The sequence below is a fragment of the Akkermansia muciniphila genome, from assembly GCF_018709685.1.
GTDB lineage: Bacteria > Verrucomicrobiota > Verrucomicrobiia > Verrucomicrobiales > Akkermansiaceae > Akkermansia > Akkermansia muciniphila_E.
On the sequence record NZ_JABDHQ010000001.1, the window covers coordinates 165,289 to 191,904 of the forward strand.

Sequence of the window (26,616 nt, forward strand, 5' to 3'; positions counted from 1 at the left end):
GTTACGGCCTGCGGCCCGGAACGGATTCCCGGTCACGGGAGGCCGCCGGAGTGCATGGGGCGTCAACCGGGTTTTGTGAATATTGTTCCCGGCTGAGTGTCAGCATGTTTTTGCCGTGGTTCCTGATTTGCCGGAGGGAAACCAGGGAGCGTAGAGTTTCCCCCAGCAGGATGTACATGAGGTTGGCATAATGGCGGTCCGTGTTTTCCCGGCATAATCCCGGGAAGTAGTCCTCCTCCAGCTCCGGCGCGTTCCATTTGTCCCGGATGAGGCGGCTCCTGCGGGAATCCGGCGGCCAGCAGGGATGCTGCCTGTCTTTCAGATAAAGGAGGTAGCAGTCTTTTAACATATCAAGCTGGGAAGTTGTTTCAGTTCCCGCGTGCGGCTTGATGAAAGGCGGCTCATCCTTTACCCCCTGGAGCGTCATGTGGATATTCGTTTCCGCGAGGACGGTCCAGTAAAGAATGGATTCCGCCAGGGAGCGGCTTCTCCTGCGGAACCGCAGGTAAAAGTGATGGCTGAGTTCTAGGATGGACAGGGCTTTGATGTAGTGCGTCAGGACCATCAGGCCATACTGGCGGAAAATGAAGTGTTCCAGCTTTTCCCGGAGGGCAGCGGAGTCCATTTCCGTTTCCTTCCGGAGGAGTGCCCATTGTTCCTCGAATATTGAATCTCCCGTCATGAATTTGATAAGGGTTTATTTTCAATAAATATGGAATATATTTCTATTAAATTCAAATAAAATAACAAGTAAGCCTGATAAATATCAAATACATGCAGGGAGGAGGAATGAAAGTTCGCGGGAAACCGTTTGGGGAAGTTGAAGCGGCATGTGCGCTTGAAGTTGGGAAACAGGACATAAAAGCGCCATGCCCGGAGTGCAGGCATGGCGCTTGTCAAATGCGGCTTGGGCCGGATCAGAAGTTATAGCGGTAACCGAGGGCCGCGCCAATGGAGGTGTCTCCGGAGCGGAGGTCGGCGTTGCCGTCCACATAAACCGCGCCGTAGTCGGCGCAGGGGATGTGGAGGCCCACGCCCAGCTGGACGCCGGTACGGCCAAGCTTGGCGCCTCTGATGGTCTGGATGAGGCCCGGATTGGCAAGATAGGCCACGTTGGCCTGCGCCTTGTCATCTCCAACGTCCTGGGAGAGGAGGACGCGGAATTCTCCCATGATGTCGCGCCCGGTCAGGCTGGTGCCCAGAACGCCTTTCAGGCGCAGACCGGCGGCAACGCTTCCGGTGGTGATGTCCATGTCATCCACACGGAGCCCCGCGCCGCCTGCCCCGGCTTCATTGAAGCCGTCCACGGAGGAACGCATGATGCTGACGTTGGCGACCGGCTGGAGGATGGTCGTCTGGCGCTTGTTGAGAGCCAGGTCATAGGTAAGCTCGTACATGGCCCCGAAGCTCATGCCCGTGGTGCTGAAGCTGGTCTGGTAGCTCCCCAGGTCATGGCGTACGCTGCGGGTGATGTCCGCATCCGACCATCCGGCGGAAAGAATGAGGGAGTGCCCCCACTTCTTGTGACGGTAGTGGCCGAAGAGGCTGACGTAGTAGGTATCCAGATTGCCGGAGGCGGAATCGGCTCCGTCGGAGGAGTAATCCCCGTAGTTGGCGGAGAAAGCGCCGCCCACGGTGAAATTCTCCGCGCAGTTGACGTCCAGTCCGGCCGTGCCGCCCCAGGAATTGAGCGTGAATCCGTTGCCTTCATTGGAGCCGTCCAGGGAGTCCCTCCCCGTGTTGGCTTCAATCCAGCCGTTTACCTGGGGAAGGTCCCCCGGGAGGTTGTTGGGATTAAGGCCCATGGTTTCCGCCCGGTTGCGGAGGAAGGTCATTTCCCTCCGCAGGCCGGACCTCTGGGCGGCCAGGATGCCGGGAATGGCCGTACCCGCGGAAGCGCTCAGCAGGCGGTTGGCTCTGGAGTAGTCCCCGTCATTCCAGGCATCGGAAACGGCGCGGTTCAGATAGCCCAGCTCCGTTCCGTCTTCAATCTTGTCACAATTCCAGAGGAGGACGGCCCCGGCGGCGGAATTGGAGGTGTCAGCCGTTGCAAGCAGGGCGTTGTCCGCCTTGCGCGTGCCGGTCAGCACGATCCGTCCGTCCCGGTCTTCCGCATGCAGGTCGGAATAATAGGTGCCCAGAGCTCCATAGGCGTTGATATTGAGATCAGCGCCTACCAGGTCCCCTTCAAAAAGCACCAGTTCCAGCGTTCTTTCCGGCGCGGCGACATTGGATTCAATGTTGAGGGTGGTTCCGTTCCGGTCTCCCTGGACGGTCAGCGTGGCCCCGTCTTCCGTGGAAATGAAGGGCGTGTTGTTCTGCGCCAGCAGGGGATTGATCACGAGCGTGATGGTGGAGCCGTTCATGAACTGGCTTGCTCCGTTGAGAAGAAGCGTGGTGTTATGGGCGGCCCCGGCGGATGCCATGGCAAGCGTGAGCGTGCCGCCGGACGCCACCGTGAGGGAGTTGAGCAGAATGGGGTTGGCGGAATCCCGGATCAGGGACACCCCGCCTTCCGTAATGTTGAGGTTCAGGGTGGTTGATCCTGCTCCGGTATAAGTCCATCCCGCTTGTCCGGTCTTGTTGATCGTGCCGTTCCCCTGGAAGGAGCCGGAGAAGACAGAGGATTTCTCAGCATGGATGCCAAGTTCCCCATTGTTGAAGGCCACGGAGCCTTTCCCCAGCAGGCCGCCTGTTACGGAATTGCGCGTGGAGCCCAGGTCCAGCGTGGCGCCCGCGGAGTCCGGGCCCACGACGACCGCCGCCCCGTCAAATTTTGCATCCCCGGACAGGGTGAAGGTTCCTCCCTGTACAACTAGCAGGCCGGAACCGCCGATGGTGATGTCCGTGTCCAGTTTGTTGCCGTTGCGGACGGTGAGCATGGAATCCGCGTTCAGTTGGAGGATGCCGGTTCCGGTGATGGAGGCTTTTTCCGTCAGGAGGTTGGCCGTTCCGCTGATGGACAGCGCGGCGTCATTCAGCGTCAGGGCGCCTTCCTGTCCGTTCAGGCGCGTGGTGGAGGAGGCATGGAAGATGGAAATGCCGCCGCCGTTCAGCGTCATGGCGCCGTAGGAGGAGGATTCTGCGGTCAGGATGATGGTGCCGCTGGAGGAGTCCAGATGGAATCCCGCAGTGCCTGCGCCGCCCAGCGTCAGATCGCCATCTCCTTTTTTGTTGAGCGTGCCCGTGCCCTGGAGAGTTCCGTTCCAGGTAAGGGGATTTGCCGTATCCAGCGTGATTTTACCGCCCTGGGCCGCCAGAATGCCGTCTCCCGTGATGGAATGGATGACAATATGCTGCGTGGCTCCCGCATTAAGGGTGGAAGTCCCGGAATCCAGGGCCAGTGCGGCTATTTCCATCCGGGCCTGGTTGGTGAAGGACAGCGTGCCCCGGGTGATGTGCACGGTTCCGTTCCGGGACCCGTCAATGTAGATGGCGTCTCCAATGGTATTGCTGCCGTCAAACGTAAGGGACTTTCCCTCCGCCAGGGCGATGGTGCCGATGCCCACCAGTTGCAGGCCGCTGTAAATGGTGTTGTCCGTTCCGGTCAGGGTAAGCGTGGAATGAAGGAGGTTGATGGAGCCTTTGGCGCCCGTCAGCTTTCCTGCCTCCGCCGTGGCTTCCTCCTTGGCAAGCTGGGACACGCCGAAGGCACCGCCGTTTATCTTCAGTTCCCCGATGGTGTTGGAAGCGCCGGAAAGCACCAGGCCACCCTGCTGTACGTCCAGGGCGCCGGTGGTGGAGAAGCCGCCGGCCAGCACCAGGTTTTTACTTCCCGTCTTGAGAAAGTTGGCGTCATTGCCGATGACCTCGCCCGCGCAGATGGAATCCATGGCCGTGTTGGAAAGGTTGACGGTCAGGGATTTCCCGGCGGTAATGGTGACGTTGTATTCCGCCTTGTCCCCTCTCAGGGAAGGCAGGATAATGGTGGCTCCGTCACCCGGATCAATGGTCATGTTCCGGTTGACGAGAACAGAGGTGAAGAAATCCAGGTCAATCTGGTCCGTGATGGAAGCGCCGTCCACGGACGCATAATAGGTGGGGTCATCCTTGAGCACCCAGCCCATCTCCGCAAGGAGGGCTTTTTCCAGGCCGCTGAGGTCTCTCCTCTGGATGCCCGTCCCGATGGAATATTGCATCAGCGCCTCCGGATCGCTTAAAGCATCCACGTGGGACATGCTGGACCCTGGATTGAAAATAAAGGGGTTGTAGACAGTGAGGCCGCCGGACCCGATGGTGTAGGAAACGCCGGTCTGGTAATCGAAGCCCGCCTCTCCCGGATGGTTGCCCTGGGCATCCGTGATCAGGGAATCCCAGATCGTGTAATACTCTCCGTATGCTCCTGCGTTGTTCAGCGAGTTGAAACCGACATTGTGTCCGATTTCATGCAGGAGGACGCTGATGAAATCCGTAGAGTCCTGGGGCGTGGTGTTGCCTGTGCTGAAGCCGTAGACGGGGTTGAATTGGAGCCTGAAATCCATTTCCCCTTCGTCCAGCGCGACATCTTCCCCTTCTTTCCAGATGACTTCCGTGGAAGTGGCCGCATTGTAGTTTTCCCCGTCGTATCCGACATAATTGGAGAAAGAAGCTGCCAGGGTGCCTTCTCCCAGGGCGCCCCAGGAGATGGTCGCTTCAATCTTCCGGGAAGCGGTATTGCGGAAGGTGTCATCCCAAATATTGAGCGTGGTGGTGACGGCGGCTATCTGGGCGTCACTCCAGTCACGGGTCCCCATCCAGTCCGCCGGACCGTCCCCGTTACCGAGGAGCGTGATGTGGAAGTTTTTGGTAGTGATTTCATGGGTGGCCGCCCAGCCCATGGGGGCCAGGATAGAGAGGCCCGCCAGATATGACACGATAAATAGGGTGAGTTTCATCAACACGCTTTATAGGTAGCCCGTGTCAGTGAAGTCAATCAGAAACAGTTGAAAGTAAAATAAAAACAGTATTTTTAATAATAATAAAAATATGGTAGAATCCGGCAAATCCCCGTTTTCCGGGCGCTGGATCGGATGCCTTGAAAAAGTGCGACTGCATTCCGGTGCGGCGCAATGCGTTCTTGTGGGGGGCAATCAAACGCGGTAGCGTGGGAACGGCCTGCTGGCCAAAGAACATTCCCCAGACCTGACACGCGCGTATGGATCACGATTTTAGCCTCATCTTCACTTTTGTCGGCGGATTGACCGCTGCCCTCCTTTTCGGTCTTATTGCCAGAAAACTGCATTTGTCCCCGCTGGTGGGGTACCTGCTGGCCGGGGTGGTGGTGGGGCCGTACTCGCCGGGCTTTGTGGCGGACTCCCATACGGTGGAACAATTCGCGGAGCTGGGAGTTATCCTGCTGATGTTCGGGGTGGGGCTTCATTTTCATCTGAAGGATTTGATTGCCGTGCAGAAGGTGGCCGTGCCGGGGGCTGCGGTGCAGATCTCCGTGGCAACCGTGCTTGGGGTGCTGGTGGGCTGGATGTTCGGATGGTCCACCATTTCCGGACTGGTGTTCGGCATGGCAATTTCCGTGGCAAGCACGGTGGTGCTCACCCGGGTGCTGGAGGACAACCAGAACCTTCACACGCCAAGCGGCCATGTGGCCCTGGGCTGGCTGGTGGTGGAAGACCTTTTTACCATTCTGCTGCTGGTGCTCATTCCTGCGGTGATGGAAGCGCGCCAGAGCGGCGCCGGGGACTGGAACGGCATTCTCCTTGAACTGGGGTGGATGTTCGTCAAGCTATCCCTCCTGGTGGCCCTGACGCTGTTTGCCGGAAAAAAGGTCATTCCCTTGGTGCTGCGCTACGTGGCGCGGACGGGAGCGCGGGACTTGTTCACGCTGGCCGTGCTGGTCATTGCGCTGGGCGTGGCGGTGTGCTCCGCGGAATTCTTCGGCGCCTCCATGGTGCTGGGCGCCTTTCTGGCGGGCATGGTCGTGGGCCAGTCTGACTTCTGCGCGCGTGCGGCGGCGGAGGCCATGCTGATGCGGGATGCCTTTGCCGTGCTCTTCTTCGTTTCCGTGGGGATGATGTTTGACCCCATGTCCGTGGGGGACTGCTGGCCGCTGGCCCTGGCGACGCTGGCGGTGGTCATGGTCGGCAAGCCCCTGGCGGCCTATGTGGTAGTGAGGTGCCTGCGGCGTCCGCTGCCGCTGGCTCTGAGCGTATCCGTGGCCCTGGCGCAGGTGGGTGAATTCTCCTTCATCCTTGCCGGGATGGGGCTCATGTACAATATTCTGCCGCCGGACGCCAACCAGGCCATCATTCTGGCGGCCGTGGTTTCCATTTCTCTCAATCCCATCCTGTACCGCCGGATTGGCCCTGTGGTCAAGTGGCTGCAAAAGCGCGGCATTGGTCTTACGGACATGGGCGGGGTGAACAGCATGGCTCTTCCATCGCCGGACGCGCGGCGCGTGGTGCTGGTGGGATTTGGTCCCACGGGGCGCATTCTTAAAAGAATCCTGAATGACAACGGGGTGGAAGTCGTCATTGTGGAGATGAACATAGATACCGTTACCGCGATAAGGGAACAGGGCGGAGACATCGTTTACGGGGATGCCAGCCAGCGGGAAATCCTGCGCCATGCGGGCATTGAATATGCGGAAAGCCTGATTCTCTCCGCCTCCATTCCGGATGCCAGGGAGATCGTGAGAGTGGCCCTGGAACTCAACCCCCACATTGACGTCATGATTCACACCAAGTACATGAGGGATGTGGACGTGCTGAAGGAGGCTGGAGCCTCCCAGGTCTTCTCCTCGGAATCGGAAGTGGCCCTGTCCATGGCGGAATACTTCCTGCGTGAGGGCGGCGCGGACGACGAACAGATCGTTTCCGAGCGCCAGCGCATCCGGGCGGAGCTGGACCGGGAAGTTCCCGGAACTCCCGTTGCCGGGCGCTGATAACCGTGCGCGCTACTTCTTGCGGGCGGAGATAATCAGCATCATGGGGCGGCGCAGTTCATCCTGCATGCCGGGCACGGACTCCAGGAGTTCCTGCGGCGGCTGGGGTTCCTCCAGGGCCGTAACCTCAAATCCGTTTGCGGCCAGCGCGCTGAGGTAGGAAGTGAGCGTCCTGTGGTATTTGGTCACCTCTTCTCCCAGGAAGAGAGCCTGCCGCGGCCCTTCCATGAAATAACGGTCCACGGGCCAGTGCATGATTTTTCCTGATTCATCACGCTGCCAGTCCTGCGTTCCCTGGGCGGTGAAAACGGGATGCTCCACGGAGAAGACAAAGACGCCTTCCGGCTTGAGCCAGCGGAAGACATTCCGGCAGACCTCGTTGAAATCCGGCGTATAATGGAAGGCCAGGGAACTGATTGCAATGTCGAAGGAAGCCTCGGGCAGCTGGATGTCTTCCATGGGCATGCAGCGGTACTCAATGATGCCCTCATTTCCCATGGAACGGGCTTTGGCGATCATCTTTGAAGAAATATCCACGCCCAGGACGGAGGCCGCCCCGTGTTCCGCCGCATACCGGCAGTGCCAGCCGAAGCCGCATCCCAGGTCCAGTACGTCCTTCTCACGGAAATCCGGCAGGAGCCGTTCCAGCGTCTTCCATTCTCCGGCTCCTTCCAGCCCCTTCACGGAGCGGTCCATCTGGCTGTATTTCCGGAAAAAAGCGTTATCGTCGTACTTGTTTTGTTTCATGATGGGCGGAAGTGTCTTGTATGGGATGAATAAGATACTTTTTATTTGGATGGTTTCAGAATAACGGTGACGCGGCCCAGATGGTGCAGGGCGTTTTCTATCTGGTTTTCCAGCTGTGAGGCAATCTGGTGGCATTCCCGGATGGTCAGGGAGGCGTCTGCGGAACACACGCACGTCAGGGTTGGGAAATTGTCCTCCCGTGCCAGGTCCAGCTTGAGAACCTTGCAGATGCTCCTGTGCTGCTGGAGGATGAGATTTACCTTAAGCCGGACTTCCTCCGGAGAAACGTGTTCCGGAATGGCGTTCGCCTTCATGTCCCGGCAATCCGGCTCAATGCGGCAGATCACCTTCTCCGGCTTGAGAGCATGCCGCACGGAATCCCGGAACGATTTCACTACCTGGTAACCCCGTTCCAGAGGCCAGTCCGCAGGAATCTCCACATCCATGAAATAACAGGGCGCATGCTTGCCCCTGCCGGCGTAAAAACCATGAATGCGGACGTGGTGGCGCAGCGCCAGCCGGTGGACGACCGTGTCCGGCTCCATGTTGGAAAAATTCTCCTGCGCCGGTTCGATATGGACGATGACGTCCGCCTCCGGCAGCTCATACTTCACAATGCCCTCAATGGACTCCGCCACGTCGTGAGCGTCGTCCACGTGCAGCTCCGCGGGGGCTTCCACGTCCAGCTCCACAAAAATGCGTGCGCCGCCGTCACGCAGGCGGATGCGCTTGACCGGGTAATCCGGGGCGTTCTTCTTCATGGCGGCCAGCACCTGGTGCGTCAGGGCGGAAGACCCCCCGTCCATCAGGGCGTGAATGGAACGCTTGGCAAGGCCGAAGGCCACGGAACAAACCAGGGCTGCCACAAACAGGGCCGCGACGGCGTCCGCCTTTTCCAGCAGTCCGTGCCAGACGGAATCTGCGGGAACCAGATGAGCCAGCCATACGCAGAAAAGGCCCAGCAGCACCACGGCGGAAGACCAGATATCCGTGGTGAAGTGGAGGGCGTCCGCCTCCAGTGCCTGGCTCTTGTGCTTTTTGGCTACCCGGCGGAGCATCGCGGAGCGGTTCACGTCCACCAGCAGGGAGACGGCCACCACGGCAAAGGCCCACCAGGTGAGGGTGATCTCCGCCTCATTGTAAAACAGGCGGTCCACCGCCTCCCAGACAATCCAGGCGCAGGTGATCAGGAGCAGGGCCGTTTCCGCCAGCGCGGAAAGGTTCTCCACCTTCTCATGCCCGTACGGGTGGCTTTCATCCGCGGGGCGGGCGGCCACCTTCACGGCGTAAAAAGTCATGGCCGCAGCCATCAGGTCCAGGCCGCTGTGCAGGGCCTCGGAAATAATGCCCAAGCTGCCCGTCACGATACCGGCCCAGAGCTTGATCCCCGTCAAAAAGGCGGACCACAGGACGGAGGAAAAGGCCGCATGTGATTTTTCTTGGTGCGCTGCTTGATCCATAAGACAAAGAAAAGGAAGAAGAGCATATCTAAGCCTGCCCCCCTTTCTTAGTCAATAATAACACAGACGGCGTTGAACTTCCCTTCCGTTCCATGACGGAATCAGGAAAAATAGCCGTATACTGTCTCCAAACCATAAGGAAAGACAATGCATAGCAATATCATATTATGAGGGTAAATGAAGAACGGGTTTTATAGTTTTTTTATCTCCAGCATCCTTCGGAACTTCCATGATGGGAGTTTTTGGGTCTTCTTCAATGAGAATGGCCCGTGTGTTTTGTGCGGCTTTTTTTTTGACAGGTATCGAAATATTAGGAGCCATGCCATCGAGCGATGGACTACGAAGAGGATCAGATTTCGGACGGTCCTCCGGAGAAATATAATTATAGATATGTAAATCTCTAAAATTATTCTTATCGAAGGAATTATTGATAGTGTTGGATATATTTTTATTTTCTTCAGAAGCAGTATCTTCTGAATTTTTTAAAAATGTATAGATAAAGAGAGAGATGATAAGCACTGCGGAAATTTTCCAAAACAAATATCCCTGTGCTTTCGTATATTTATTTCTATTTTTAAAAAAAATAAATGTAATATATAGGAGAATAGAGAAGAGTATTATAAAAAATATCTGTGTCCCTACTCCTTTATTACTTAAAAATGAAAGTGTCCCTGTAAGAGCGCTTAAAACAGCGCAAATAGGAAAGAGAGTAGTTTTAAATCCATATGAATTCTGATCACTGGTTTTGTTATTTGGCCCTATATCCATACGAAATTATTTCACATAAAACATTTCGGCGGGAGGGTAACTTTTTGCAGTAGCCTTTCCTTGCGGTCTCAAAGAGAATTTGTAAGATATCAACGAAAGGGCTGGGTCATTGCAACGGCCTACATAGGCAAAAATTTCCACTTTATGAAATCCTGGCTCTAAATTAATTGTGTTAGTGTCGATGGCTGATTTTCTTAAATAAGTATTATTTTTTGCATCGCTCATACTCAATATCAATTCTCCATTAATACGAAGGAAAACATGTGAAGTGAATGACCCGGCAGGATCACGATCCGTATAAGCTTCGAGTATGGCTGCATGATCTCCTGATGTTTCAACCTTAATTAATCCCGTCCATTTTACAGCGAAGAAACTGTCCAAAAAATTCTTTAAATCTTTTCTGGACTCAAAATTGGTTAGCTTCATAACATTTGATTTGTCAATGAAAACTCCGGCGGCAAGACCTGTTGGCGTATCTTTGTTAAACCCACGATCCACTTTCCAAATTTCCATCATAGCTCCTTTTCCTAAAGTTACAGGATCAATATTTTTGGGAGACTGCACCGGTGCAGTAGATTGAGGGGTGGAAGCTGTGGATACGGAAGAAGGAGATTGTTGTTTGGCTGCCTGGAGCAAGTCTTTGATTTCTCTGATGCCATTTTCCAGGTTTTCAACTCGTTTTTCCAGAGCAGCATCCTGAGCCATGCCAGAAGGTACAAAAGAAATAGTAAGTGCAAAAATGGCGCAGTATCTTTTTGAAATGGAAGACAATTTATTCATGAAATAAATTCTATGTTTTTTATTTTCAATATCAATAAAATAATAATAATGTTGGAAACAATCAAAATATATTAAAAATTAGGCAACGATAGTGGTAGGTATTTTTGGGATTGGCTGACTGCCGTGACCTAAAAAAGTATTGCCAATGCTGGGGAATACGTTATTTTGCATGTGTTGAGAGTGACTGCCAAGCGGTAGCCGGAGCCCTGTGGGCGCGCGGCGTGTTCCCCGGCAGAGTATCCGGTCCCTGTAACGTATTTACGGATGGCCGCACCCTGATTCCCTTCCTGCGTGGTATTTGCGAAAGACAATGTGTTCGCCCGGGTTGAAGAACGGTTCCGCTGGTTAGTTTGTCTCTTTACATTCACTTACTATTATTCCCAATTCTATGTCAGGACATAATAAATGGTCTAAGATCAAGTACGTTAAGGCTAAGGAAGATGCCAAGAAGGGCAAGGTGTTTGCCCGCTTTGCCCATGAAATCATGCTAGCCGCCAAGAGCGGCGGCGGAGATCCTGATCTGAATCCGCGCTTGCGCGCCGCCATTGACGGGGCCAAGGCCGTGTCCACTCCCAAAGAGAATATTGAACGCGCCATCAAAAAGGGAACCGGGGAATTGGGCGGCGCCACCATTCAGGAGATTACCTATGAGGGCTACGGTCCGGCGGGTACGGCTTTCCTGGTTGAAGTGGCTACGGACAACACGAACCGTTCCGCTTCCGAGCTCCGGACTCTTTTCACCAAGAACGGAGGGAGCATCGGCACGCCCGGTTCCGTTGCCTACCAGTTTGAACGCAAGGGAGAAGCCCGCATCATGGCGGAAGGCCTGACGGAGGATTCCGCCATGGATCTGGCGCTGGAATGCGGCGCGGACGATGTGGAGCAGGGGGATACCGATAACGAATGGGTGTTTGTAACGGACCCGACGGAACTGAACAATGTATGCGCCGCCCTGCGCGAGGCTGGCCATACGGTGATCTCCATGAAGCTGATTTCCGTAGCGCAGAACATTTCCGTGATTAATGATCTGGATACGGCAAAAGCCGCCATGCGCCTGTATGAAGCTCTGGACGATTACGACGACGCGCTGAATGTCTTCTCCAATTTCGACGTGGCGGAAGAAATCCTCGAACAGCTTGACTAACGCCGTTGTCTTTCAGGAGACGCCTGTTGTTGCAGTCCAATTTTCTTTTCCATGTCTGATACTCCCCCAGATTTGACTCCGGAGCAGGTTTCTCCGGAGCCTTCGCCCAAAAAACGTGTTGTCCGCAGAACCAAGTCTGCGGCGGAAACTCCTTCGGGGCCCCAGGCTGCCGTTGAGCTTTCCGTGTCCGGACCGGATGCTTCCCCCGCCCCCCGCAAGAGGACGGCAAGGAAAAAAGTTCCGGAAATGGCAGGTGAAGGAATGGGGGAAACGCCTGAGCCCAAAAAGAAGACTGTCCGCAAAAGCAGTGCTGAAATTCCGGCTCCGGAAGGTACGGAAGAAACCCCGGCCAAGCCGCGGCGCGGACGTCCCCGCAAGAAGCCCGTGGAGGAAGCGCCGGAAACGGATGGCGCCCATGAGGCGCCCGTAACGGAGGCTCCCGTCAAGCCTGTCCGCAGGCGTTCCACCAAGGTTGTCGCGCCTGAGGGCGATACACCGGGGGGCGCCAGGGCAGAGGCCGTTGTTCCCATGGTTCCTGCGGAACCGGGCGCCGCTCCTGCGGAGTCCGCTCCGGAACAGCCCGGGGAGGGCAGGCCGAAGGTGATCCGCCAGAGGTTTGTAAGAAAACCTCGTATACAGGAAGGGGGGGAGGATGCGAATGGCTCTGCCCCGTCCATCAAGGTGGTGCAGGAAGGCGCGGCGGATTTATCTGCGGATGCCGCCCGTGAAACCTACCGGGGCAACGACCCGCAGAGACAGCGTTTTGACAGGCAGAACCGCCGCAATAACAATAATAATGACCGTTTCAACAAGAACCGGAACAACCGCCAGGACGGCCGTAATGGCAGGAACGGCAATGACCGGGTCAAGAACCGCTGGAACAATAACCATCAGGAGGGAACCGCCCCCCAGAATAACGCTCCCCGTGAACTGGGACCGCCGGAGCCCGTGGATGGGCTCCTGGAAATCACGAATAAGGGATTCGGTTTTTTAAGAAAGCAGGATAATGATTTTGACGCCTTTGCGGAAGCCGTTTACGTTCCGCAGGACATGATCCGCAAATTCGGCCTGCGTCCCGCCGTGTGGGTGCATGGGCAGGCCTGCCGCCATGACCGCGGCATTCTGCTGACGGAGATCACTGCCATTAACGGGGACGCTCCGGAGAAGGCGCGCAAGAATCCGCATTTTGAAGAGCTCAAGGCGGTCAATCCGAACAAGCGCATTTCCTTTGAAACCCGTCCGGAACGTTATACTACGCGCACGCTGGACCTGATTGCTCCCATCGGGCGCGGACAGCGCGGCCTGATCGTTTCTCCTCCGCGTGCAGGCAAAACCACATTGCTGCAGCACATGGCGGAAGCCATTCTGGAGAATTACAAGGATTCCATTCACCTGATGGTGCTGCTGGTGGACGAACGTCCGGAAGAAGTGACGGAATTCAAGCGTTCCCTGCCCGGTGCGGAGGTGTACGCCTCTTCCAATGACGGAAGGGTGCGCGACCACTGCCGCATGGCGGAACTCTGCATTGAGCGCGCCAAGCGGCTGGTGGAAGCCGGCCAGCATGTTTTCCTGCTGATGGACTCCATCACGCGCCTTGCCCGTGCCTATAATAACGCGGACAAGGGGAGCGGACGCACCATGTCCGGCGGTATTGACGCCCGTGCTCTGGAAATGCCCCGTCGCCTTTTTGCCGCCGCACGCAATACGCGCCAGGCCGGTTCCCTCACCATTATCGCCACGGCCCTGGTGGAAACCAACAGCCGCATGGATGACCTGATTTTCCAGGAGTTCAAGGGAACGGGCAACATGGAGCTGGTGCTGAACCGCCGCATTGCGGAACAGTACATCTTCCCTGCCGTGGATATTCTGAAATCCGGGACGCGCCGGGAAGAGCTGATTATGCCGGAGGCATGGCTGTACAAGATGAACCTGATCCGCCGGGCCCTGGCAGGGCACAAGCCTGTGGAAGCCATGGAACGCTTCCTGTTCTTCCTGAACAAGTACCCCGGCAACGCGCAGATGCTGCTGGACCTGAAACAGAAGGTGTAAGCCGCGGAAGGAGCAGGAAAGGGTTCATGCAGGGAACCCTTTCAGCCGGGGAATTCCGGCCATTTAAAACCAAGGGCGTTTTCAGACGCCCTTTTTGCTGCCCCAGATGGCGATGTGCAGGCGGTCTGAAAAGCGCAGGCCGTAGCGCAGGCACCATTCCACCGTTGGCGCCCGCATGGCGTCCAGTTCCTCCCGTGTGGCAGCCAGGGGCATGATGAGGATGCGTTCCGCGGGAATACCGGCACGGGAAGCCTGCCGCAGGATGGTCTTCACGTCTTCTTCACACGCCACTACAAATTTGAACCAGGCTTTTTCCGTGTCCGCTAGGCGGCGCAGGACATCCGGTTTCCAGGCCCTCCCGGCATCGTTGCCGGAGTGGGGAAGCTTGGGAGACACGTTGAACTGCGTGATGCGTTCCAGCAGCTGCGCATCCGGGATGATGGTGCCGTTGGTCTCCATTTCCACGGCATGTTCCGGCAGCAGGCGCAGGAGGGAGGGAAGAGCTTTTTGCTGGAGCAGCGGTTCCCCTCCCGTGAGGACCAGGCGGCGGCATGGATAACGGAGGACCAGTTCCGCCGTTTTTTCAGGTGTAAGCCGTACTCCTGGAACCGTTCCGTTCCAGGAGTACGCCGTATCACACCAGGAGCAGGCCAGGTTGCAGCCTGCCAGGCGCAGAAAGATGCAGGGCGTTCCCTGGGAAACGCCTTCCCCCTGGATGGAATGGAAGATTTCCGGTTGTCCGTGAAGCTGGGCCAGTATGAGCATGATCAGGCAGGCCTGAGACTACCATATCGGCGCCGTCCGTCAACGCCGCCCTGCGGAGGCTGCCGCAAGAGCGGAAGTCCGGATACCTTCTGCATCCGGAATGTTAAAAAGAACGGGAACAGGTTCAGCCGTTGCTGCGCCGGAAAGCACCCACGGTGAACAGGAGCAGGAGGAAACCCGCTACAGAGGCTCCCCCCGTGAACAGCTTCCGGAAGGAGGCCTGGTCTTTTTCCTCCTTCTCCAGCTTCTTTACTTCATCCCTGGATGAATGGCGCAGTTCTGCACGGGCTTCGTCATAAGCCCGGGAAGCCTGTTCCTCCTCTTTCCGGGCTTTTTCCAGAGCTTCCCTGACGGGTTTGGACTGCTCCCTGTATCCGGCGGTGGCCAGTAATTCTTCATCTCCCAGATCCGGGAGCGCGTTTTCTTCCTGGTCATCGGCGACCAGGGCCTTGTTTTTCTCTTCGGTAAGTTTTTCTTCCACTTTCCGCATTTGGAGTTCCTGCTTTCCGGCATTTTTTTCCTGGGCTTCCAGGGCGGCATCCAAAAGGCGCATTTTTTTATTGGTAGCGGCGGTTGCCGCGCGGATACGGTTCATTTGCGCCTGAAGGTCCGCGATATTATCCTTCTGGGGGGCGGCACCGGAAAATTTCTTTTTAGCTTTGGCGTCTTCACGGTTCTTGGAGAGCTCCCGTTCCGCCTGGCCCAGTTCCGTCTGAAGGCTCCGCTGCCTGTCGGCCAGCTTGGCAAGCAGGGTTTTCAGGCTCTCCCTCTTCTGCAGCAATTCTTCCCTGGCGGATTTGGAGTTTTCCTTCTGCCTGTTCATGCGGCGGCGCAACTGGTCAATTTTCTGGTTATGTTCCGCTACTTCCTCCTGCTGGTCCGCCATGCTCTTCCGGTAGGCGGCATCCAGGGCCTCCTGCTGCTCCTGCCTTTTTTGATCAAGATAAGCCTGCTGGAATTTTTCCACGGCTTCTTCCGCCGTATGCGTGGCGTCCTGGGTTTCATCCAGCTTTTTCCGGGTCTCGCCGACGGTTTTTTCCAGCGCCACGGCATGTTGTTCCATGGCCGTTTTCCGGGCGGCCAGTTCCCTGCCTTCCGGGGAGATGCGGTTCTGATAGTACCAGACGGAAAATCCGGCGGTTAAAATAGTAAGGAGAAGCAGTATGTAGCGCATGAGAGTGTTCCAATGATTCGGGTAAAAGTACAAAAATGGACGTGCCTTGTCAACATGGCAGAAAAAAGACAGCCCGCCTTCCACCGTGGCAGGCGGAAAAACGGGCTGTGTGGAAAGCGGTATTCCGGAATTTTCCGGAGGGACGCCTTTCCAGGTTAAAGATTCAGGGCGAAGGCGGAAATAGCGCCTATCTCTCCTGCAATCTTGTCCAGCAGTTCGTCGGAAACGGGCTTGTTGGTCTTCAGCACGGCCAGGGCTTCATGAGTCGCGTGGTCAGCCGGAGCGGCAATGTTGTCAATGTTGATGCCGTTGGAATACAGGGCGGAACCAATGGTGGCGATGATGCCCGGACGGTCCTTGTAATGCAGGAACAGCGTCGTGCCGCGCAGGTCCGCATACAGGCCGTTGAAGTTGTTCAGACGGGAAACCATGGGAATGCCTTCCGTCACCACGCCGCGCACGCTGGTGGAGACGTATTCCCCGTCTTCCTCCATGGCGATGTCCAGGGTGATGGAGTCTTCATACGGCTTGTCATCCTTAGGTTCACGGGCTTTGAAGACGATGCCGTGCTCCCGCAGGGATTCTTCCGCCGCGGCGGGCATCAGGCCCTTTTCCGCGTGCGGCAGCAGCCCTTCCAGGATCGGGGCCGTGAACCATTTGCGGAATACGCGCAGGTTGCCGTAAAAGGTGCATTCCACGCGGCGGATCGGCTTGTTGCCCCCGGCATTGCGCGCCAGGGCGGCCAGCAGGAAGGCAAGCTGGAGATGGGCCGGATTAAGGCCGTTGGGGGATTCCCCGTTCACCACGCAGGAGGTGTCCCCATCGGAGAAATAGGCCACCATCTGTTCCGCGGCGCGCTTGGCGGCCTTGGTGTTGGCTTCCTGGGTGTTGGCGCCCAGGTGGGGCAGGATCAGGTCCGCCACGGCGGCGGAGGGCTTCTCCCCTGCGGCGTCCTTGGGGTGCACGTCCGTCAGGTAGCCGATGTTCTTGCCGGAGGCCTTGACGGCGGCAACGGCTTCTTCATCCACCACGCCGTAACGGGAACAGTTAATGAGCACGGCGCCGTCCTTCATGCTTTCAAGAAGCTCCGCATTCACCATGTTGTGGGTGGAGGGGCCGCCCGGAACGTGCAGGGTGATGATGTCGCACTGGGAGAAAATGTCTTCAATGCTGGTGGGCGTGACGCCGATGTTCAGGGCGCGCTGGCGGGCCAGGAAGTGGTCATAGCCCAGCAGGGTGGGTTCAAAGCCCTGGAGGCGTTTGACCAGGTTGCGGCCAATGTTCCCCAGCCCGATGATGCCCACGGTCTTCTTGGTCAGCTCGCTCCCCATGTACTTCTTCTTTTCCCACAGGCCGGCGCGGGTGGTGGTGTCCGCCTGGACGATGTGGCGGTAATATGCCAGGATCATCGCCATGACTTCTTCCGCCACGGCGTTGGAATTGGCGCCGGGGGTGTTCATGACGTCCACGTTTTTCTTGCGGGCGTACACGATGTCAATGTTGTCATAGCCGGCTCCGGCGCGGATGACCAGCTTCAGGGACGGCAGGGCATCCATGATTTCCGGAGTGACTTTTTCACTGCGCACGATCAGGGCCACGGTGTCCGGATGGGCGGCGGCCTGTTCTTCCAGAGGCGTGTCCGCGTCTTGGATGACTTCATAACCGGCCGTTTTAAGCGTATTGGCCGCTACGTCGGAGAGTTTGGTGGGAATAAGAACCTTGTTCATATTGGTGTGTGGTGGAAAGATTATTGTTCAATGGTGTGGACGAACAGTCCGCTGCGCAGCTTGGGTTCAAACCAGGTGGACTTGGGCGGCATGATTTCCCCGGCGTCCGCCACGCGGAACAAGTCGTCCATGGTGACGGGATACAGGGAAAAAGCCAGCGTCATTTCACTGGCGCAGCGGCGTTCCAGCTCTCCCAGGCCGCGGATGCCGCCCACAAAGTCAATGCGGTCGCTCGTGCGGGGGTCTTCAATCCCCAGGATGGGGCCCAGCAGATTGGCCTGGAGAATGGCGCAGTCCAGGCTTTCAATGGGGTGGCCGGCAGAGAAAGTGTCCGGCCTAGCGGTGATGGAATACCAGCGGCCGTCCAGGTACATGCCGAACTCATGTTTGGCGCGGGGCGCGTAGCCCTCTCCGGGAACGGTTTCCACGGGAACCGCGTCAAAGGCGGTTTCGAGTTTTTCCATGAATTCTTCCCGGCTCAGGCCGTTCAGGTCGCGCACCACACGGTTGTAATCCATGATGAAGAGGTCTTCATCACAAAAAACTACGGCCATCAGGTAATTGAACTCCTCCTCTCCCGTATAGTCCGGGTGTTCCCGGCGGCGTCTGGCGGAAACGGCGGCGCTGGAGGCCGTGCGGTGGTGGCCGTCCGCAATGTACAGGGCGTCCACTTCTTCAAAGCCCTTCCGGATGGCTTCCACCGTACCGGGGTCGGAAACGGGCCACAGGATATGGGTGACGCCGTCATCCGTGGTGAAATCATATTCCGGCTTATGGAATTTGATCCATTCCCGGATGATGCCGGAAAGGCCTTCGTGCTTCCGGTAGGCCAGGAAGACCGGCTCCGTCTGCGCGGAACAGGCGTCAAAGTGTTCAATGCGGTCCAGTTCCTTCTCCCGGCGGGTCAGTTCATGTTTTTTAATGGTGCCGTTGATGTATTCGTCCACGGAGGCGCAGCCGACGATGCCTGTCTGCACGCGGCCCCACATGAGCTGGCGGTAAATGTAGAAGGAGGGCGCGTCATCCCGCACCAGATACCCCTTGTTCACGAACGCCTCCAGGTTTTCCCTGGCCTTGGCATAGGTTTCCGGGTCATGAATGGCGGCTTCGCTCATGTCAATGTCAGAGCGGCAGATGTGAAGGAAGGAGGCGTCATTCCCGGCGGCCATTTCTTTGGCCTCCCGGTGGTTCATGACGTCGTAAGGCAGGGAGGAAACCTGCGCGGCCAGTTCGCGCGGGGGGCGCAGGGCCGGAAAAGGATGGAGCGTGGACATGGAAGTATGAGAAAAGGGATGGGATCAGGAATAACGGAGCCTGCAACGGAACGCCCGTACGCGGAAAGGAGGCGGCGGAGCGCAGGCCGGGACCATGGCGGACAAGGTATGCAGAGTTGCCTGGAGCATCTTGTGCAAGGAAGCCGTTCCTTTCATGCCTCCGGAGAGGCAGGCTTCTCTTTCCCGGCAGGCCCGGGAAAGAGAAGGGAGAATGGAATTATTTGAGCTTCAGGATGTCCACGATATTGGACGTGATGGAGCGCATGTCATCCATCGTCAGCTCACCCATGTGGGCGATGCGGAAGGTCTTGTTCTTCAGGTCTCCGTAACCGTTGCCAAGCTGCATGCCGCGTTCGATCAGCACATTGTTCAGGGCGGCGATGTCAATGTCCCGGGTATTGCTGATCACCGTCAGGGTGCGGGAGAGGTGGTCACGATTGGCAAAGACGCTGAAATACTCGTCCGCCCAGGAGCGCACGAATTCCGCCATGGCTTCATGGCGCGCAAAGCGGTTTTCCACGCCTTCCTGCATGATGCGCTGGAGCTGGAGGTCCATGGCGTACATGATGGAAACGCAGGGGGTGTTCGTGTACTGGTAATCCTTCTTCTGGATGGTGTCGTAAATGGAACGCAGGTCAAAGTAGCAGCCGCGGTTGGGAACGGAGGCGGTGCGTTCATAAGCCTTCGGGGACAGCGTGCAGACGGCCATGCCGGGGGGCAGGGCCAGGGCCTTCTGGGTGGAAGTCACCAGCACGTCCACGCCCAGCTTGTCCGTTTCAATCCGGGAGCCGGCGGCGGAGCTCACGGCATCCATGCACCACACCACATCCGGGTACTTCCGGAGCACTTCCGCAATTTCCTCCACAGGGTTCTGAATGCCGGTGGATGTTTCATTGTGCGTGATGCAGATCGTATCGTACTTGCCGGTCGCCAGGGCGGCGTCCACCATTTCGGGAGTGGTGGGCTGGCCGAGCTCGCTCTTGAAAATATCTGCGGGAACGCCGTTGCCGGTGGCAATCTTGTACCATTTGTCGCCAAAGGCGCCCACGGAAAAAATGGCGGCGCGCTTGGCGGTGCAGGAACGCACGGCGCCTTCCATCAGGCCCGTACCGGAAGAAGTGGAAAGCAGGATTTCCTGGTCTGTCAGCAGGATGCGGCGCAGATTATCGGAAATGCGGCGCTGCAGGGCGGAAGCGGCCTTGGAGCGGTGACCCATCATCGGGCCGCTCATGGCGGCGAGTACTTCAGGTGCTACTTCAGTGGGTCCGGGAATGAATAATTTGGTTGCCATGGTTTTTTAACAGGGTGCGTGTACTATAGCGTTTTCAAACGGTTTGGCTATTCAAAATTCCTGAGAAACCCGGCTCTTCATGGCGGGAAATGCGGAATGCCGGCCTTTCCGGAAATTTCCTCAGGCCATCCAGGCCGTAACGCCCTTTACCAGCCAGTACCCCCCGAAGAAGAGCCAGGCGTAAAGCAGGGCCGCCAGCAGGAAAGGCCGCGCCCCGGCTTTTTTAAATTTCTCAAAACTGGATTCGGCGCCCAGAGCTGTCATGGCCATGGTCAGCAGAAAAGTATCCAGGGTGTTGATGGCGTCCACCAATCCTGAGGGGAGCAGATTCAGGGAATTAAAGCCGATGACGACCAGGAACAGGAAGGCGAACCAGGGAATGGTGATTTTCCGTTTTCCTTCGTTCGTGCCGTTGGCGGAATCCCGGCGCGCCAGGATGATGCTCAGAATGACCAGCACGGGAGCCAGCATCATGACCCGGATCATCTTGACGATGATGGCGGAATCGGAAATGGACTGTCCCATGGCATTGCCTGCGCCTACCACATGGGCCACCTCATGCAGCGTGGCTCCGGTAAAAAGCCCCATCTGCTCCGTGGTGAGCTCCAGCATCCCGGCACGGAAGAGGGCCGGATACAGGAACATGGAAATGGTACCGAAGATGACGACGGTGGAAACGGCCACGGCCGCCTTGTACGGCTTGCTTTTTACCACGGGCTCCGCGCCCAGTACGGCCGCGGCGCCGCAAATGGAACTGCCGATGGAGGTCAGCAGGGCCGTATCCCGGTCCATTTTCAAGAGCCGTCCCAGGCCCACCCCCAGCAGGATGGTAAGGGTAACGACAACCGCGTCAATAAGCAGAGCCGCTCCGCCGATGTCAATCACGCTCTGGAACGTCAGCTTGAACCCGTAAAGTACAATCCCGGTTCTCAGAACCTGCTTGGTGCAGAACTGAATGCCGGGAACCCATGGTTCCGGAAGATGGTTGCGCAGGCTGTTGGCGTAAAGCATCCCCAGCACGATGCCGACGATCAACGGACTGAAGGAAAGGTGTTTCACCCATTCAAAATCCGCAATGTAAAAGGCGGAAAAGGAGAACAGGACGATAAGCAGAATACCGTGTAGCGGATTGGCGAGGTGTTTGGGAGACATGGGCTGTAGAATGGTCATCACTGCCGCCGGAGACGCCCGGATGAAGGCGTGCTGAAGCGGATGCGGTGGAGATATACTCCACTATTATGATAAAATCTAATCAGAAATTGTTATAGACAATTAGATTTTGTTATAATAATTCCGGCAGAATTTGATGAATAACTCATTGATTCTGCTGTGGTCTCCGTGCCCGGTGGCAAAATGGAAGGAGCGGCGGATTTCCAATTGGCGGACGTGGATTTTTTTCAGATCCCCGCGTTTGAGTTCTTCCCGGACCGCGAGGGAGGAAAGAAAGGAACAGGCGGGCGAATGCGCCAGATACAGCTTGATGCTCTCCGTGTTCCCCAGAGTCATCAGGATATTAAGACCGGAAGTGGTTATTCCGTGCGCCTTCAGGGCTTCCTCCACCACCCGGCGTGTTCCGGACCCCGGCTCCCGCATAATCAGGGGAACGCCGGAAAGCTGGGGAAGGGAAAGCCCTTCCCGCGGCACGGCGGCGTGGGCGCCTCCGGCCAGAATAATTTCATCCTCCATGAAGGGCAGGTAATGCAGGTCCGTCCGCGTTGCTGTGCCTTCCACGATGCCCAGCTGCACGGCTTCATGCTGTACGGCCTGCTCCATTTCTTCCGTATTGCCGCTTTTCAGCCGTATCCTTATCTCCGGATAATGGCGGTTGAACAGGGCCAGCAGCGGAGGCAGCACGTACTGGGACATGGTGGAGCTGGCCCCCAGGCTCAACTCTCCGGAAATGGGGGCGTTCCTGCCGGAAGACATGTCTTCCTCCAGCGTTTCATATTCTTTCAGAATGCGGCGGGAATGAGCCAGCAGGCGTGCGCCTTCCGTCGTCAGGGCGATGCCGCGGCCCTCCCTCTTGAAGAGTCGCACGTCCAGCAGACGTTCCAGTTCCTTGATATGGCGGGTGACAGCCGGCTGGGTAATGAACAGCTCCTCCGCCGCGCGGGTGAAGTTAAGCCGCCGCGCAACGGTCTCGAACACTTTCAGCCGGAAATCCGTAATCATGGAATGATGGCATTCAACCATTTCACCCGGTCCCCGGCAAGGTTCTTTCCCGGTTTCTACGGGCTGATAAAAAATACTTTCCCGGAGAATTGGATTACAAAATCACTCCTATAAGCGGTAATACCCGGTTTTTCATGGGTATGAATAAGTCCCCGGAAGCAGCTTGCTCTGTGGTGGCCATGCAAGACAGAAAGGAGGGAAAGTTTTGAATGTGGATTCGTTTCTGATTGAAGGTCAGATTGTTGTTTGCTGTGAATGAACCCCGGAAAAGGTTTTGCGGTCACTCATGGTCTGAACGGTTGCGGGCGGAAGGGACTCCAATGCCTATATGAAACTGCAATCCATGATCATTGTCGGCGGCGCCAGCCTTTTACTGCTGGGAGCCTGTTCGCCTTCATCCTATCAGACTACGTTTCCGGAACCGGCCTATGTGAAGGTTTCCACCAATAACGGAGCGTATGCGCCTTATCCGGATAATCCCGCGGGCCAGCAGGAACTGGTCTACTGGTATGATTCCCTGACCACCCCCATGACCGTGGTGGCGGAAGTGCCCCCTACCCCCATTGTGACCAAGGGGCCCGGCCCGGTGATACTTGATTCCGACGGTTTTTCCGCCAAACTGTACCGCGACAGGACGGAAGTGAAGAAGAAGGACAAGGACGGCAACTGGGTCACCAGCGTGCGCCCCACCACCCCTGCCGACCAGCGCATGAGGAATTATCTGATTGCTTCCAAGAAGGCCCGCTAACCGCGGCTTTCATCAATTAGAACACGTTTAACCGCATCCGGCCCGCTTTCCCCTTGAACGGGAAGCGGGCCGGATTCATGGCAGGAGCACTCCTCCTTTCAGGAGGGAGGCGCTTACAGGTCTTTCAGCGTCCATTCATCCTTCCATTCCAGAATAATCTGGTCCCCGTCCCATTTCATGGGCAGCCACATGTGCCGCCCGTCAATGGCGTTTTTGGGCCTCCAGATGTCCGCCATGAAGATGAATTTGCCGGGCTTGCCTTGCACGGGCAGGATGTAGGTGCTCTGGCCGCCGAAGGTGATGCCGGCTTTTGGCCCCACGCAGGGGTTCTTGAGTTCCGTCCACGGTCCGGCGATGTTCTTGGCTACGGCGCTGCGGGCGGCATTGGGCGCCCAGCCGGAGCACCCGGAAGCGATGAGGTAGTATTTCCCGTTGTGTTTGCAGATAGCCGGGGCTTCCATGTAGCGGTTGACGAAGGCCCGGACATATTTTCCCGTATGTCCCGTGTAGTCCGGCGTCAGTTCCGCGATGTGCAGGGTGATGTTGCCTTCCGAAGAGTAGATGTGGTAGGCCTTTCCGTTGTCGTCCACAAAGATGGTCATGTCCCGGCTCATCTGGCCTCCCGGGTAATCCCTGCGGATGATGCGGACGTAGTCGGGCATCTCCTTGGTGAACTCGGTCGTCCGGTCCTTTTTGTCCAGGTTCGCGGGCCATTTGCCCGGGTTGACGCGCCCGGCTTTCAGGAATGTGAACGGCCCCGTGGGTTTTGTGGCCGTCGCCACGCCAGCGTACGCGGAGCCGTAACCCTTCCCCTTGAGTTCCAGATGGAACCACATCACGTATTTTTTAGTCTTTTTGTTGTAGACCACCTTGGGGCGTTCCAGGATGCATCCTTTGGCGATGGGGTGGGAGTTGTCCCCTTCCACCACTTTCAACGCAATGCCTTCATCCTTCCAGTTGTACAGGTCCTTGGAGGAGTAGCAGTGCACGCCTACCTGGGCGCGGTTTCCGGCGTCTCCCTCCACCTTGTGCTCCCCGTACCAGTAGTAGGTGCCCTTGTCGTAAAGGATGCCGCCGCCGTGGGCGTTAATGTGCACGCCGTTGTTGTCCGTCCAGATTTCTCCCGGCTTGAAAGACGTGTGCCTGACGGGGGCGTCAGCCGTGGCAACGGGGAAAAGGCAATAGGCCAGCCCGGCAAAAAAAGTAAGCAGAAGCGGTTTCATGAGCAATGTTTGTAAGAGGTGTTACATGTCTTCCAGTTTCCATTCATCCTTCCATTCCAGCTTGATCTGGTCACCGTCAAACTGGATGGGCAGCCACAGGTAGCGGCCGTCTATGGCGTTTTGGGGCCTCCAGATGTCCGCCATGAAGATGAATTTGCCGGGCTTGCCATGCACGGGCAGGATGTAGGTGCTTTGGCCATCGAAGGTTCTCCCCGCCTTGGGCCCCACGCAGGGATTTTTGAGCTCCGTCCACGGTCCGGCGATGTTTTTGGCTACGGCGCTGCGGGCGGCGTTGGGCGCCCAGCCCGTGCAGCCGGACGCGATGAAGTAGTATTTCCCGTTGTGCTTGAAAATGGCCGGAGCTTCCATGAAACGCCCCGGGAAGACACGCACGAATTTCCCGGTGTGCCCGGTGTAGTCCGGCGTCAGCTCCGCGATGTGCGTGGTGCTGTTTTCTTCCGAGGAATAGATGTGGTAGGCCTTTCCGTTGTCGTCCACAAAGATGGTCATGTCCCGGCTCATCTGGCCTTTTTCAAAGTCTTTCTTGAACATGTCCTCGGAACGGACTCCTTCCGGCAGTGCGCTGGAGGTCAGGCCGGGTACTCCCTTGAACGTCTTCATGGTCTGGTCCTTCTTGTCCATGTTCGCGGGCCATTTGCCCGGATTGACGCGCCCGGCTTTCAGGAAGGTGAACGGTCCGGTGGGCTTGTCAGCCGTCGCCACCCCGGCGTAGGCCGCCCCGTAGCCCTTCCCCTTGAGTTCCAGATGGAACCACATCACGTATTTTTTAGTCTTTTTATTGTAGACCACCTTGGGGCGTTCCAGGATGCACCCTTTGGCGATGGGGTGGGAGTTGTCCCCTTCCACCACTTTCAACGCGATGCCTTCATCCTTCCAGTTGTACAGGTCCTTGGAGGAGTAGCAGTGCACGCCTACCTGGGCGTAGTTCCCGGCGTCACCCTCCACCTTGTGCTCCCCGTACCAGTAGTAGGTGCCCTTGTCGTAAAGGATGCCGCCGCCGTGGGCGTTGATGTGCACGCCGTTGTTGTCTGTCCAGATTTGTCCGGGCTTGAAGGAGGAATGTTTTTCCTGGGTCTCTCCGGTGGAGACGGCGGCTGCGCCGCAAAACAGGCAAAGGGCGGCAAGTGATTTAAGAACCTTGGTCATGGCTGAGTGGATTTGGGCGTGGTTAGTGGTCCGGTGGGCGTGCCGTAGAGCTTGTCCCATGCGCGGGAGAGGGCGTACAGGGCATAACCGGTACCGTAGAATTTGTGGTAATTGTACAGGGGATAGTCCCACCAGGAACCGTCGTCGCCTTGCCGGGTGAGAATATCGTTCGCCAGCAGAGACGCATGCCGTTTTACCTTGTTTGGGGGCAGCATGTCCAGACACATTCCCGAATAATAATATCCATAATAAAAAAAGTAGCCGGAGTTCTGGGCAAAACTTTCATGCGGCGTCGGCTTGTGAAGGGCCATGGTCAGCCAGCCGCGGCGGCTCCACAGACGGTCCAGCCCGTCAATGAGCTGGCGCAGGGAGACGGCTTCCGGCTCCCACAGCCTGAGGGCGTAATCGCAGGCGGGGGTGCGGGCCAGGCTGCCGGTATGGCGGTTGATGGGGCGCCCGGGATAGAAGGCGTGCCCCAGGGAATAAACGTAGGTTCCCGCCGGAGTCCGCTGGGATTTCAGGAATTTCAGCGCCCGGCGGAATACCTTGCCGTCCAGGGAAAGATTGAATGTCCTGCCGGCCATCCAGGAGGAGATGAGTACCGTTCCCGTCAGGAAGGAAGTGGGTTCCGCCGCGGGCCGCCGGCTGTAGCCCGTGTAGGTCAGGTAGCCCCAGCCGCCTTTGGCGGAGGCCAGTTCATTGAGCCGGTCCACCTGGAACCGGGCGCAGCCCATCAGTTCCCGGTAGCGCGGGCTGTTCCGGTCCAGGGCGGCTGCCCGCATGCTCATGGCGTCCAGCACGTAGGTGTGGGCCCAGGTGTTGTAAATGCAGAGGGCGTCTCCCCGTTTCAAATGGGGCATCGTCCGGATCAGGTAATCTTCCGCACGGGTCATGGCCTGCTGCACGGCCGGTTCGTTCCGCAGGGGGCTGGCGTTCAGCCCCGCGATGCACAGGGCCGTGCTGGCCGTTTTAAACGTCAGGGGGCCATCCGGATAGGGGCAGAGGATGTTCCACGTGCCGATCACCCGGTGATCACCCCAGGAGCCGTCTTTGTTCTGGCTCTTCAGCAGGAAGTCCGCGCCGCGGCGGAACGCCCGGTCAAACTGCCCGGCTTCCGCAGGGGGAACGTCCGGGATTTTGGCGATGGGGACGGCATCCGCATTGCCGGGGGGGGCGGACTCCGCTTCCACTGCGGCAGCGTGCAGGGTGGCCGTCAGGAACAGGCTGGTCAGCAGCAGGCGGAACATGGG

Annotated in this window: 20 protein-coding genes; 4 read left to right on the plus strand and 16 right to left on the minus strand. The window is 57.4% G+C overall.

Going from position 1 to position 26,616, the window contains the following annotated elements; translation table 11 throughout:
- Position 1 precedes the first annotated feature (1 nt).
- Both HHJ06_RS00685 and HHJ06_RS00690 read right to left on the minus strand, forming a co-directional pair.
- On the minus strand, positions 2-682 hold the full coding sequence (locus HHJ06_RS00685) for a hypothetical protein (protein WP_215426886.1): 681 nt from the start codon (positions 680-682) through the stop codon (positions 2-4).
- Between the two features lie 235 nt (positions 683-917).
- Positions 918-4,874: an autotransporter domain-containing protein gene (locus HHJ06_RS00690; RefSeq protein ID WP_215426887.1), complete on the minus strand. Its 3,957-nt coding sequence runs from the start codon at positions 4,872-4,874 to the stop codon at positions 918-920.
- Positions 4,875-5,134: 260 nt separating this feature from the next.
- Between HHJ06_RS00690 and HHJ06_RS00695 the strand changes: the two genes are divergently transcribed.
- The gene (locus tag HHJ06_RS00695) at positions 5,135-6,877 is read left to right on the plus strand and encodes a cation:proton antiporter (RefSeq protein ID WP_215426888.1); all 1,743 of its coding nucleotides are present in this window, start codon (positions 5,135-5,137) and stop codon (positions 6,875-6,877) included.
- 12 nt (positions 6,878-6,889) lie between these two features.
- Here HHJ06_RS00695 and HHJ06_RS00700 read toward each other — a convergent pair whose 3' ends face one another.
- The 4 genes from HHJ06_RS00700 to HHJ06_RS00715 all read right to left on the minus strand — a co-directional run bounded on the left by HHJ06_RS00700 (position 6,890) and on the right by HHJ06_RS00715 (position 10,632).
- Positions 6,890-7,624 carry a class I SAM-dependent methyltransferase gene (locus HHJ06_RS00700; protein ID WP_215426889.1) on the minus strand — a complete coding sequence of 245 codons (735 nt, stop codon included), beginning with the start codon at positions 7,622-7,624 and terminating at the stop codon, positions 6,890-6,892.
- A gap of 41 nt (positions 7,625-7,665) precedes the next feature.
- Positions 7,666-9,084, minus strand: a complete 1,419-nt coding sequence (locus HHJ06_RS00705) for a cation diffusion facilitator family transporter (protein ID WP_215426890.1) — start codon at positions 9,082-9,084, stop codon at positions 7,666-7,668.
- Positions 9,085-9,249: 165 nt separating this feature from the next.
- The gene (locus HHJ06_RS00710; RefSeq protein WP_215426891.1) at positions 9,250-9,852 is read right to left on the minus strand and encodes a hypothetical protein; all 603 of its coding nucleotides are present in this window, start codon (positions 9,850-9,852) and stop codon (positions 9,250-9,252) included.
- A 6-nt stretch (positions 9,853-9,858) separates the two neighbouring features.
- Complete coding sequence (locus tag HHJ06_RS00715; protein ID WP_215426892.1) at positions 9,859-10,632, minus strand: hypothetical protein; 774 nt, start codon at positions 10,630-10,632, stop codon at positions 9,859-9,861.
- Positions 10,633-11,020: 388 nt separating this feature from the next.
- Between HHJ06_RS00715 and HHJ06_RS00720 the strand changes: the two genes are divergently transcribed.
- Positions 11,021-11,776, plus strand: a complete 756-nt coding sequence (locus HHJ06_RS00720) for a YebC/PmpR family DNA-binding transcriptional regulator (protein WP_215426893.1) — start codon at positions 11,021-11,023, stop codon at positions 11,774-11,776.
- 246 nt (positions 11,777-12,022) lie between these two features.
- Positions 12,023-13,825: a transcription termination factor Rho gene (gene rho, locus HHJ06_RS00725; RefSeq protein WP_251841349.1), complete on the plus strand. Its 1,803-nt coding sequence runs from the start codon at positions 12,023-12,025 to the stop codon at positions 13,823-13,825.
- An 81-nt stretch (positions 13,826-13,906) separates the two neighbouring features.
- Here rho and HHJ06_RS00730 read toward each other — a convergent pair whose 3' ends face one another.
- The 7 genes from HHJ06_RS00730 to HHJ06_RS00760 form a co-directional block, all read right to left on the minus strand.
- Entirely contained in the window at positions 13,907-14,590 is a 684-nt protein-coding gene (locus HHJ06_RS00730) for a 7-carboxy-7-deazaguanine synthase QueE (RefSeq protein ID WP_215426894.1), read from the minus strand.
- A 124-nt stretch (positions 14,591-14,714) separates the two neighbouring features.
- Complete coding sequence (locus HHJ06_RS00735) at positions 14,715-15,764, minus strand: hypothetical protein (RefSeq protein WP_215426895.1); 1,050 nt, start codon at positions 15,762-15,764, stop codon at positions 14,715-14,717.
- 155 nt (positions 15,765-15,919) lie between these two features.
- Positions 15,920-17,491: a 3-phosphoglycerate dehydrogenase family protein gene (locus HHJ06_RS00740; protein ID WP_215426896.1), complete on the minus strand. Its 1,572-nt coding sequence runs from the start codon at positions 17,489-17,491 to the stop codon at positions 15,920-15,922.
- 20 nt (positions 17,492-17,511) lie between these two features.
- On the minus strand, positions 17,512-18,765 hold the full coding sequence (locus HHJ06_RS00745) for a DUF1015 domain-containing protein (protein ID WP_215426897.1): 1,254 nt from the start codon (positions 18,763-18,765) through the stop codon (positions 17,512-17,514).
- A gap of 217 nt (positions 18,766-18,982) precedes the next feature.
- The gene (locus tag HHJ06_RS00750) at positions 18,983-20,056 is read right to left on the minus strand and encodes a pyridoxal-phosphate-dependent aminotransferase family protein (RefSeq protein ID WP_215426898.1); all 1,074 of its coding nucleotides are present in this window, start codon (positions 20,054-20,056) and stop codon (positions 18,983-18,985) included.
- 120 nt (positions 20,057-20,176) lie between these two features.
- Complete coding sequence (locus tag HHJ06_RS00755) at positions 20,177-21,208, minus strand: YeiH family protein (protein WP_215426899.1); 1,032 nt, start codon at positions 21,206-21,208, stop codon at positions 20,177-20,179.
- 120 nt (positions 21,209-21,328) lie between these two features.
- Positions 21,329-22,228, minus strand: a complete 900-nt coding sequence (locus HHJ06_RS00760; RefSeq protein WP_215426900.1) for a LysR substrate-binding domain-containing protein — start codon at positions 22,226-22,228, stop codon at positions 21,329-21,331.
- A 328-nt stretch (positions 22,229-22,556) separates the two neighbouring features.
- Between HHJ06_RS00760 and HHJ06_RS00765 the strand changes: the two genes are divergently transcribed.
- Positions 22,557-22,976, plus strand: coding sequence for a hypothetical protein (locus HHJ06_RS00765; protein ID WP_215426901.1), 420 nt, complete (start codon positions 22,557-22,559; stop codon positions 22,974-22,976).
- A gap of 113 nt (positions 22,977-23,089) precedes the next feature.
- On the opposite strand, the gene HHJ06_RS00770 is transcribed toward HHJ06_RS00765, so the two are convergent.
- From HHJ06_RS00770 to HHJ06_RS00780, 3 genes are read right to left on the minus strand one after another with little or no spacing between them, the layout of a single operon-like run.
- Entirely contained in the window at positions 23,090-24,199 is a 1,110-nt protein-coding gene (locus tag HHJ06_RS00770; protein ID WP_215426902.1) for a glycoside hydrolase family 43 protein, read from the minus strand.
- 21 nt (positions 24,200-24,220) lie between these two features.
- Positions 24,221-25,366 carry a glycoside hydrolase family 43 protein gene (locus HHJ06_RS00775; protein WP_215426903.1) on the minus strand — a complete coding sequence of 382 codons (1,146 nt, stop codon included), beginning with the start codon at positions 25,364-25,366 and terminating at the stop codon, positions 24,221-24,223.
- A complete protein-coding gene (locus HHJ06_RS00780; protein WP_215426904.1) occupies positions 25,363-26,613 on the minus strand; it encodes a prenyltransferase/squalene oxidase repeat-containing protein in 1,251 nt (416 codons plus the stop codon). The genes HHJ06_RS00775 and HHJ06_RS00780 overlap by 4 nt, the downstream gene beginning before the upstream one ends.
- Positions 26,614-26,616: the final 3 nt, after the last annotated feature.

Bases quoted from the DNA above. Each gene is read 5' to 3' on its own strand.
- HHJ06_RS00685 (WP_215426886.1), bottom strand. From the start codon at position 682: ATGACGGGAGATTCAATATTCGAGGAACAATGGGCACTCCTCCGGAAG.
- HHJ06_RS00690 (WP_215426887.1), bottom strand. From the start codon at position 4,874: ATGAAACTCACCCTATTTATCGTGTCATATCTGGCGGGCCTCTCTATC.
- HHJ06_RS00695 (WP_215426888.1), top strand. From the start codon at position 5,135: ATGGATCACGATTTTAGCCTCATCTTCACTTTTGTCGGCGGATTGACC.
- HHJ06_RS00700 (WP_215426889.1), bottom strand. From the start codon at position 7,624: ATGAAACAAAACAAGTACGACGATAACGCTTTTTTCCGGAAATACAGC.
- HHJ06_RS00705 (WP_215426890.1), bottom strand. From the start codon at position 9,084: ATGGATCAAGCAGCGCACCAAGAAAAATCACATGCGGCCTTTTCCTCC.
- HHJ06_RS00710 (WP_215426891.1), bottom strand. From the start codon at position 9,852: ATGGATATAGGGCCAAATAACAAAACCAGTGATCAGAATTCATATGGA.
- HHJ06_RS00715 (WP_215426892.1), bottom strand. From the start codon at position 10,632: ATGAATAAATTGTCTTCCATTTCAAAAAGATACTGCGCCATTTTTGCA.
- HHJ06_RS00720 (WP_215426893.1), top strand. From the start codon at position 11,021: ATGTCAGGACATAATAAATGGTCTAAGATCAAGTACGTTAAGGCTAAG.
- rho (WP_251841349.1), top strand. From the start codon at position 12,023: ATGGCAGGTGAAGGAATGGGGGAAACGCCTGAGCCCAAAAAGAAGACT.
- HHJ06_RS00730 (WP_215426894.1), bottom strand. From the start codon at position 14,590: ATGCTCATACTGGCCCAGCTTCACGGACAACCGGAAATCTTCCATTCC.
- HHJ06_RS00735 (WP_215426895.1), bottom strand. From the start codon at position 15,764: ATGCGCTACATACTGCTTCTCCTTACTATTTTAACCGCCGGATTTTCC.
- HHJ06_RS00740 (WP_215426896.1), bottom strand. From the start codon at position 17,491: ATGAACAAGGTTCTTATTCCCACCAAACTCTCCGACGTAGCGGCCAAT.
- HHJ06_RS00745 (WP_215426897.1), bottom strand. From the start codon at position 18,765: ATGTCCACGCTCCATCCTTTTCCGGCCCTGCGCCCCCCGCGCGAACTG.
- HHJ06_RS00750 (WP_215426898.1), bottom strand. From the start codon at position 20,056: ATGGCAACCAAATTATTCATTCCCGGACCCACTGAAGTAGCACCTGAA.
- HHJ06_RS00755 (WP_215426899.1), bottom strand. From the start codon at position 21,208: ATGTCTCCCAAACACCTCGCCAATCCGCTACACGGTATTCTGCTTATC.
- HHJ06_RS00760 (WP_215426900.1), bottom strand. From the start codon at position 22,228: ATGATTACGGATTTCCGGCTGAAAGTGTTCGAGACCGTTGCGCGGCGG.
- HHJ06_RS00765 (WP_215426901.1), top strand. From the start codon at position 22,557: ATGAAACTGCAATCCATGATCATTGTCGGCGGCGCCAGCCTTTTACTG.
- HHJ06_RS00770 (WP_215426902.1), bottom strand. From the start codon at position 24,199: ATGAAACCGCTTCTGCTTACTTTTTTTGCCGGGCTGGCCTATTGCCTT.
- HHJ06_RS00775 (WP_215426903.1), bottom strand. From the start codon at position 25,366: ATGACCAAGGTTCTTAAATCACTTGCCGCCCTTTGCCTGTTTTGCGGC.
- HHJ06_RS00780 (WP_215426904.1), bottom strand. From the start codon at position 26,613: ATGTTCCGCCTGCTGCTGACCAGCCTGTTCCTGACGGCCACCCTGCAC.